Origin of the sequence: Streptomyces sp. NPDC097619, from assembly GCF_040302735.1 — a bacterium.
GTDB lineage: Bacteria > Actinomycetota > Actinomycetes > Streptomycetales > Streptomycetaceae > Streptomyces.
On record NZ_JBEOSD010000237.1, the window covers coordinates 1 to 8,256 of the forward strand.

An 8,256-nucleotide genomic window follows, 5' to 3' on the forward strand; every position below is an offset into this window, starting at 1 on the left:
GCCGTTCCCCCTCCGGTTCGGAGGGGGAACGGCCGCGCTGCGGGAGTCGTGCTTCGGTGTCCATCGGGAGGGAGCCTATCCGGCCGCTCCACGGACGCCGGGCCGAGCTCAGTTGTCGCGCTTCTCCTTGATCTTCGCGGCCTTGCCGCGCAGCTCACGGAGGTAGTACAGCTTGGCGCGGCGGACGTCACCGCGGGTGACCAGCTCGATCTTCTCGAAGATCGGGGAGTTCACCGGGAAGGTGCGCTCGACGCCGACGGAGAAGGAGACCTTGCGAACGGTGAAGGTCTCGGAGACGCCGGAGCCCTGGCGGCGGATGACGACGCCCTTGAACTGCTGGATACGAGAGCGGTTGCCCTCGATGACGCGGACGTGCACGTTGACCGTGTCACCCGGGCGGAAGGCCGGGACGTCCGAACGCAGGGAGCCGGCGTTCACACCGTCGAGGAGAGAAGACATGTTGTTCGTCTGCTTTCTTCGCACGACGCCACAGGTCACCGTGCGGGTTTTCGTAGAGAGTTCGGGAGCCGTGACACCCGGCGGACGACGATCCCCCTGTGGCAGGGGCGCACGCGGGCGTACAGCAGCCGCCTATTCTTCCACGGCGGGGGGCCTGCGCCAAAATCGGCCGTCGGGGGCGGGTGCCCAGCCGAGCAGGCTCAGGGTCTCGCGGTCCTTCTTGTCGAAGGCGGACGCCGCGGTGCGCTCGATCAGGTCGGGACGGTTCGCCGCGGTGCGGGCGAAGGCCTCGTCCCGGCGCCACCGGGCGATCCTGCCGTGGTGGCCGCTGAGCAGCACCTCGGGGATGCCGCGGCCGCGCCACACCGGGGGCTTGGTGTAGACGGGCCCCTCCAGCAGGTTGGCCATCTCGCCGGGGGCGAAGGAGTCGTCGCGGTGGGATTCGGCGTTGCCGAGGACGCCGGGCAGGAGCCGGGCCACCGCCTCGGTGACGACCAGGACCGCGGCCTCGCCGCCCGCGAGGACGTAGTCGCCGATGGAGACCTCGTAGACGGGCATGCGGGTGGCGTACTCGTCCATGACCCGGCGGTCGATGCCCTCGTACCGGGCCGGGGCGAAGAGGAGCCAGGGCTTCTCGGAGAGCTCGACGGCGAGTTCCTGGGTGAAGGGCCGGCCGCTGGGGGTGGGCACCACCAGGACGGGGCCGTGCGCGCCCGCCTCGTAGCCGGCGGCCAGGGCGTCGTCGAGGCAGTCGCCCCAGGGGTCGGTCTTCATGACCATGCCGGGACCGCCGCCGTAGGGGGTGTCGTCCACGGTGTTGTGCCGGTCGTACGTCCAGTTCCGCAGGTCGTGGACGTGCACGTCGAGGCTGCCGCGGGCGGCGGCCTTGCCGACCAGGGAGACGTTCAGCGGGGCCAGGTACTCGGGGAAGATCGTGACGACGTCGAGCCTCATCGGGCGGTGTCCCCGGAGCCGTCGGCGGCCGCGGCGTCCTCGGCCGTACCGGAACCCTCGGCGCCCTCGGCGTCCCGGGCGGAGGCGATCTCGGCGCGGTCGTCGATCAGGCCGGGCGGCGGGGTGATGACGGCCCGCTGGTTCTCCAGGTCGATCTCGGTGACGATCTCCTCGACGAAGGGGACCATGACCTCGGTGCCGTCGGGCCGCTCCACGATGAAGAGGTCCTGGGACGGCAGGTGGGAGATCTCCGTGATGGTGCCGACGAGGGTGCCGTCGGCGAGCACCACGTCCAGGTCCATCAGCTGGTGGTCGTAGAACTCGTCCTCGTCCTCGGGCAGCTCGGCGGGGTCCACCTCGGCGATGAGGAGGGTGTTCCGCAGGGCCTCGGCGGCGGTGCGGTCCGCGACGCCCTCGAAGCGCAGCAGCAGGCGTCCGCTGTGCACCCGCCCGGTGGCGATGGTCAGCGGACCGGCGCCCGCGGGCTCGGTGTGGAGCACCGCCCCGGGGCCGAGCCGCAGCTCGGGCTCGTCGGTCCGCACCTCGACGGTGACCTCGCCCTTGATGCCGTGGGCGCGGCCGATCCGCGCGACTACCAGCTGCACGCTTGTCTCTCCTGTTCAGACGACGACGGGCCGGGGCGGGCCTGAGGCCCTCCCCGGCCCGTGCCGGTGTTTCGACTTGCTCAGCGGACCTGGTCCACGTCGACGAGGTCGACGCGGATGCCACGGCCGCCGATGGCGCCCACGACGGTGCGCAGGGCCCGCGCGGTGCGGCCGTTGCGGCCGATCACCTTGCCGAGGTCGTCGGGGTGGACCCGGACCTCCAGCACCTGCCCGCGACGCAGGTTGCGCGAGGCGACCTGCACGTCGTCAGGGTTGTCGACGATGCCCTTCACGAGGTGCTCGAGAGCCTCCTCGAGCATGCTCAGGCCTCGGTCGACTCGGCGGCGGCCTCGGCCTCGTCCGCCTTCTTCTCGGTCTTCTTCGCCTTCTGGGTGATGGCCTCGCCCTTGGCGTCGCCACCCTCCAGGGTCTTCGCGAACTCGTCGAAGGAGCGACGCTTGTCTTCCTTCGTCGCCGGCTGCAGCAGCGGCGCGGGGGCCGGGAGACCCTTGTGGGCCTGCCAGTCACCGGTGAGCTTCAGGATGGCGAGCACGGCCTCGGTGGGCTGGGCGCCGACCGACAGCCAGTACTGCGCGCGCTCACCGTTGACCTCGATGCGCGACGGGTTGTACGTGGGGTGGTAGATACCGATCTCTTCGATCGCGCGACCGTCCCGACGGGTACGGGCGTCCGCGACGACGATGCGGTAGTGCGGCTGGCGAATCTTGCCGAGGCGCTTGAGCTTGATCTTGACTGCCACTGGAGTGGTGTCTCCTGAACTTGACGTGGTTGGGCACATGAGATGCCACGTGGGGTTGCGGTACTCGGGTGCCCGATGGACGCGTCAGCCGGAGGAGAGAGGGGTCCTGTGCGACTGTCGAGTACAGCCACTCATTGTGCCACATGACGGCGCGGCGTCAGGACGCGGCGGCCGCCAGCGCCACCTCCGGGATGCGGAACGGCTTCATGCAGCCGCCGCACACGATCGGGGCCTGGGCCAGCACGGACGGGACCACGCGGACGTTGCGCCCGCAGTCGCAGACCGCCTTGACCCGGACGCCGCCGCCCGAGGAGCCGTGCCGGGCGGCCGGTCCGCGGAAGGAGCGCTTGGTGTCGGCGGCGGTGGCGACCGTATGGGCGCGCAGGGCCCGCTGGAGCCGCTCCATGGTGGGGCGGTACCGGCGCTTGGCCTCGGGATTCAGCGTGACCAGGGAGAAGCCGCTGCTGGCGTGCGGTTCCTCGGCGTGGTCGAGGCCGAGCTCCTCGGCGATCGCGAGGAACCGGCGGTTGTGGTAGCGGCCGGCCCGGGAGGTGTCCCGGACGCCGCGCGCGGCGGCGATTCCGTGGACGGCCTCGTGCAGCAGGCGTTCGAAGGAGAGCTCCGCGCCACACGCGGACGAGGACTCCCCGATCAGAGACTCGGGTGCGGCAAGGTCCGGCAGCTCGGGGTGGTACCGCTGAATGTCGGCCCACGCCTGCGCCAGCTCTGCGGCGAGTACAGGTGGTGTCGTGCTCACGTCGTGACAACGAGCGCGGGGCCCCCGGTGTTCCGATTCCGGGCCATTCCAAATTTTTTGCACGTACCAGTCAGTTCAGCTTGATGCATCCCGACGAGGGCGCGTGCGCATATCTCCGGAGGAGTCGGAGGAGTCGGTACGTACGGGAGATCCCCCGGAACCGGGCCCGGGGGACCTCCGACGTCACGCGCGCCCCACGGGACGGCCCGCGTCCCGCCGACGGGCCGAACGGCCGGTCAGTGCGGCGGCGCGGCCCGGTCCCGGAACGCGGGGCCCGATCGGGGCCCCGCGCCGGGTCCGTCAGTAGGAGCGGGCCACGATGGCCAGGGTGCCGGGGGCGTCGTCCTCGGTCGGGACGGAGCCGTCCTCGGCCACCAGGCAGCGGACGGTCACGGCCTGCTCGCCGAGCTTGGCCTCGCCCTCCGGGCCCAGCACGCTCCACGGGATCCGCGCCCAGCCGCCGGCGAGGGCGGCCTCGGAGGCCTCCTCGATGGTGGCCACGTCGGTGGTGCCGGACACGCGGCGCTCGCGGGACTCGCGCAGCAGCTGCGCCTGGTCCTCGTCCAGGACCTTCGGGAGCAGGTCGACGAGGGCGTCGATCTGCACCGGCTCCTTGCCGCCCGGGATCCGGCGGGCCAGCATCGCGGTGCCGTTCTCCAGGTCGCGGGGGCCGATCTCGATGCGGACCGGCACGCCCTTGAGCTCCCAGTCCACGGCGCGGCGGCCGAAGGGGGTGTCCACCCGGTCGTCCACGTGCACGCGCAGGCCCGCGGCCTTCAGGCGGGCGCCCAGTTCGCGGACCTTCGCGACGGCCTCGTCGCCCTTGATCGCCATGACCACGACCTGGACGTGGGCCAGGCGCGGGGGCACCCGCAGGCCGTTGTCGTCGCCGTGGGACATGATCAGGCCGCCGACCATGCGGGTCGAGACGCCCCAGGAGGTCTGCCAGACCAGCTCCTGCTGCCCCTCCTTGGAGAGGTAGGAGGTGTTGAAGGCCTTGGCGAAGTTGGTGCCCAGCTCGTGGCTGGTGCCCATCTGGAGGGCCTTGCCGTCGCCCATCATGCCCTCCAGGGTGAGGGTGTTGATGGCGCCCGCGAAGCGCTCCTTGGGGGTCTTGCGGCCGAGGACCACGTCGATGCCGAGGACGTTGGTCATGAAGTCGCCGTAGACGTTCCGGTGGATGTGCGCGGCGTACTCGCGGGCGTCCTCGTAGGTGGCGTGGGCGGTGTGGCCCTCCTGCCAGAGGAACTCGCTCGTCCGGAGGAAGACGCGGGGGCGCATCTCCCAGCGGACGACGTTGGCCCACTGGTTGATCAGCAGGGGCAGGTCGCGGTAGCTCTGCACCCACTTGGAGAAGTAGTCGTTGATGATCGTCTCGGAGGTCGGTCGCACCACGACCGGCTCCTCCAGCTCCTTGCCACCGCCGTGCGTGACGACCGCGAGCTCGGGGGCGAAGCCCTCGACGTGCTCGGCTTCCTTCGTCAGGTACGACTGCGGGATGAACAGCGGGAAGTAGGCGTTCTGGGCGCCCGCCTCCTTGATGCGCGCGTCCATCTCCTGCTGCATCCGCTCCCACAGGCCGTAGCCGTACGGACGGATGACCATCGTGCCGCGCACGGGGCCGTTGTCGGCCAGCTCGGCCTTGTTGATCAGGTCCTGGTACCAGCGGGGGAAGTCGTCCGCCTGGGGGGTGAGAACGGGAGCCTTTGCCATGGCGCGAATGGTACGGGGCCGGAACGGGTGAGCGTGAATCGGATGGGGCGCTCCTCTGGACGGGCGGCCGGATCGGCAGTTCTCTGGCTAGGGGGGCAAGGAGGACAGGAGCGCTTTTCCATGATTTCGACGCTCGTCGCCCGTGACTGGGCGGAGATCCAGGAGCGGATGCTGGTGCCGCTGTACGAGGCGGTGTACGACCGGCTGGGCGTGGGCCCGGGCACCCGGCTGCTGGGCTTGGACTGCGGGGCCGGGTTGGCCCTGTTGTTGGGTGCGGCCCGGGGCGCCCGGGTGACCGGGGCCGAGCGGGACCCGGACCGGCTGGCGCTGGCCCGGGAGCGCGGGCTGGAGGTGGCCGCCGGGCTGCCGGAAGGGACGCGGGCCGGGGACGGCTACGACATGCTGACGGCCCTGTGTCCGGGGCTGCCGGACGGACCACCGGGTGATCCGGGTGCGGCCGCGCTGGCGGCGGCGGTGCCGTTGGTGCGGCGGGGCGGCGCGGTGGTGCTGGCGGGCTGGGGCCCGGCGGACCGGTGCGCGGTCGCGGACCTGCTGGGCGGGGAGCGGCGGTCGGTGCCGGGGCCCGGGCTGGAGGGCGCGGCGGTGGCGGCCGGGCTGCGACCGGAGGGTTCGTGGCGGGTGTTCTGTCCGTTCGGGTACGCGGACATGGACAGTGCGGTGCGGGGGCTGTTGTCCTCGGGGCTGTACCGGCCGTCGGATCCGGCGCAGGCGGAGAAGGAGCTGACGGAGTCGCTGCACCCGTACGCGCGGGAGGACGGTTCGGTGTGGTTGCCGAACGTCTTCCGGTACGTGCTGGCACGGGTGCCCTGAGGGACGGTCACGGCCCGCCCCGGGTGGGGCGGGCCGTGACCGGGCCGGGTGGACTTCGGGTCAGGTGTGCTTGGTGAGGCGGGTGATGCCCGCGGCCGCGTACGCCTGGCCCTCTTCGAGGGTCTCGTTCTCCAGGAGGGCCTCGGCGAGGGCGTCGAGCTGTCCGCGGTGTTCGCGCAGCAGGCGGCGGGCCTCCTCGTAGCACTCGTCGACGATGCGGCGCATCTCGGCGTCGACGGTGTCGAGGGTGGCGGGGGCGGCGGAGAGCCCGTAGGCGCCCTGGGCGTCGGAGGGGACGGCGGTGAGTCGGCCGACGCGTTCGCTCATGCCCCAGCGGGCGGCCATGCCGCGGGCGATGCCGGTGACCTGTTCCAGGTCGTTCTCGGCGCCGGTGGTGATCACCCCGTAGACCTCCTGTTCGGCGGCCATGCCGCCGAGTGCGCCGATGATGCGGCCGCGCAGGTACTCCTCGGTGTAGGCGTAGCGGTCGGCGTCGGGGGTGGAGAGGGTGACGCCGAGGGCCCGGCCCCGGGGCACGATGGTGATCTTGCGGACGGGGTCGGCGCCGGGCTGGAGCATGCCGAGGAGGGCGTGGCCGCTCTCGTGGTAAGCGGTGCGGCGGCGCTCCTCCTCGGGCATGACCAGGGGGCGTTCGGCGCCGAGCTGGACCTTCTCCAGGGCGTCGGAGAGGTCGGAGCCGGTGACCTCGGTCTGCTTGCGCTTGACGGCGAGGAGGGCGGCCTCGTTGGCGAGGTTGGCCAGCTCGGCGCCGGTCATGCCGGGGGTGGTCCGGGCGACCTGGGCCAGGTCCGCGGAGGCGGCGAGGGGGATGTCGCGGGTGTGGATGCGGAGGATGGCCTCGCGGCCGTCGCGGTCGGGCGGGCTGACCATGACGGTGCGGTCGAAGCGGCCGGGCCGGGTGAGGGCGGGGTCGAGGACGTCGGCGCGGTTGGTGGCGGCGATGACGACCACGCCCTCGGAGCCGGAGAAGCCGTCCATCTCCGTGAGGATCTGGTTGAGGGTCTGTTCGCGTTCGTCGTGGCCGCCCATGCCGCCGCCGCTGCCGCGGGCGCGGCCGATGGTGTCGATCTCGTCGATGAAGATGATGGCGGGGGCGACCTTGCGGGCCTCGGCGAAGAGCTCGCGGACCCGGCCGGCGCCGACGCCGACGATCATCTCGATGAACTCGGAGGCGGAGGCGGAGAAGAAGGGGACCCCGGCCTCGCCGGCGACGGCCCTGGCGAGGAGGGTCTTGCCGGTGCCGGGAGGTCCGGCGAGGAGGACCCCGCCGGGCATCCGGGCGCCCATCCGGTGGTAGGCCTCGGGGTTCTTGAGGAAGTCGACGACCTCGCTGAGCTCGCCCTCGACCTCGTCGATGCCCGCGACGTCCTCGAAGGTGGTGCGCTTCGCGCCCTCGATCTCGACGGGTTTGGGGGGCGCCTTCCGGCCGAGTCCGCCCGCCCCGCCCATGGCGGCGCCCATGCGGCGGGCGATGAGCACCCAGAGGCCGATGAGCAGCAGCATGGGGGCGAGGGAGATGAGGAGGTTGGCGAGGAAGCTGCGGTGTTCCACCACGGGTGAAGCGGTGACGGTGACGCCCTTGGAGGTGAGGGAGGCCCAGAGGTCGTCGTCGGCGAAGACGGGGCGCTGGGTGACGAACTTGGTGTAGTCGCCCTTGCCGTCGGGGACGGGCTGCTTCTCCTTGAGTTGGCCCTCGATGGCGTCGCCCTTGGAGTAGATCTTGGAGACGTTGCCCGCGGAGACCTGCTTGCTGAACTCCGTGTAGGAGATGGTCGGCTCGTCCCCGTCGTTGAAGAGGGAGAGCACGAGGTTGGTGAGCAGGTAGACGACGAGCGCGGTGAGGACGAGCCCGCGCCAGCCGCCGGGCATCTTCTTCTTGGGGGGCGGCTCGGGGGGTGCGCCTTCGGAGCGCCAGGGGGTGTCGGCGCGACTGCGAGGCGGGACGGGGGTGGGAGTGGGCACGCTTCCTCCTCTGCGCAGGCGAGCCCGACCTTACGGGACATACCGGGCGCCCGCTCAGTGGTGGACGGCCCCTCCCCCCGGGCCCGGCGGCCGTGCCACGGCGGGGGCCGGGACGCGCGAAGGGCCCCCGCGGGGGGGGGGGGGGCCGACAGGGGGGGGGCGGGGGGGGGCGACGGGGTGGAAAGAGGGTGAGA

General features: G+C 72.0%; 9 protein-coding genes. 1 reads left to right on the forward strand and 8 read right to left on the reverse strand.

What is annotated here, in order from left to right; genetic code table 11:
• Positions 1–108: 108 nt before the first annotated feature.
• From rplS to proS, 7 genes are all read right to left on the reverse strand, one after another.
• The gene (gene rplS / locus ABTZ17_RS34960) at positions 109–459 is read right to left on the reverse strand and encodes a 50S ribosomal protein L19 (protein ID WP_352199839.1); all 351 of its coding nucleotides are present in this window, start codon (positions 457–459) and stop codon (positions 109–111) included.
• 132 nt (positions 460–591) lie between these two features.
• Positions 592–1,413 carry a tRNA (guanosine(37)-N1)-methyltransferase TrmD gene (trmD, locus tag ABTZ17_RS34965; protein ID WP_352199840.1) on the reverse strand — a complete coding sequence of 274 codons (822 nt, stop codon included), beginning with the start codon at positions 1,411–1,413 and terminating at the stop codon, positions 592–594.
• Positions 1,410–2,018: a ribosome maturation factor RimM gene (rimM, locus tag ABTZ17_RS34970; protein ID WP_352199841.1), complete on the reverse strand. Its 609-nt coding sequence runs from the start codon at positions 2,016–2,018 to the stop codon at positions 1,410–1,412. The genes trmD and rimM overlap by 4 nt, the downstream gene beginning before the upstream one ends.
• 80 nt (positions 2,019–2,098) lie before the next feature.
• Entirely contained in the window at positions 2,099–2,338 is a 240-nt protein-coding gene (locus tag ABTZ17_RS34975; protein WP_007266827.1) for an RNA-binding protein, read from the reverse strand.
• A 2-nt stretch (positions 2,339–2,340) separates the two neighbouring features.
• Positions 2,341–2,778, reverse strand: coding sequence for a 30S ribosomal protein S16 (gene rpsP, locus ABTZ17_RS34980; protein ID WP_352199842.1), 438 nt, complete (start codon positions 2,776–2,778; stop codon positions 2,341–2,343).
• Between the two features lie 157 nt (positions 2,779–2,935).
• Positions 2,936–3,535 (reverse strand): hypothetical protein, encoded by a 600-nt coding sequence (locus ABTZ17_RS34985; protein WP_352199843.1) that lies wholly within the window; start codon positions 3,533–3,535, stop codon positions 2,936–2,938.
• Between the two features lie 300 nt (positions 3,536–3,835).
• Positions 3,836–5,248, reverse strand: a complete 1,413-nt coding sequence (gene proS / locus ABTZ17_RS34990) for a proline--tRNA ligase (protein WP_352199844.1) — start codon at positions 5,246–5,248, stop codon at positions 3,836–3,838.
• 120 nt (positions 5,249–5,368) lie between these two features.
• On the opposite strand from proS, the gene ABTZ17_RS34995 reads away from it, so the two are divergent.
• Positions 5,369–6,079, forward strand: coding sequence for a methyltransferase type 11 (locus ABTZ17_RS34995; protein ID WP_352199845.1), 711 nt, complete (start codon positions 5,369–5,371; stop codon positions 6,077–6,079).
• A gap of 60 nt (positions 6,080–6,139) precedes the next feature.
• Here the strand turns inward: ABTZ17_RS34995 and ftsH are convergent, their stop codons facing one another.
• Positions 6,140–7,969 (reverse strand): ATP-dependent zinc metalloprotease FtsH, encoded by a 1,830-nt coding sequence (gene ftsH / locus ABTZ17_RS35000; protein ID WP_502994966.1) that lies wholly within the window; start codon positions 7,967–7,969, stop codon positions 6,140–6,142.
• Positions 7,970–8,256: the final 287 nt, after the last annotated feature.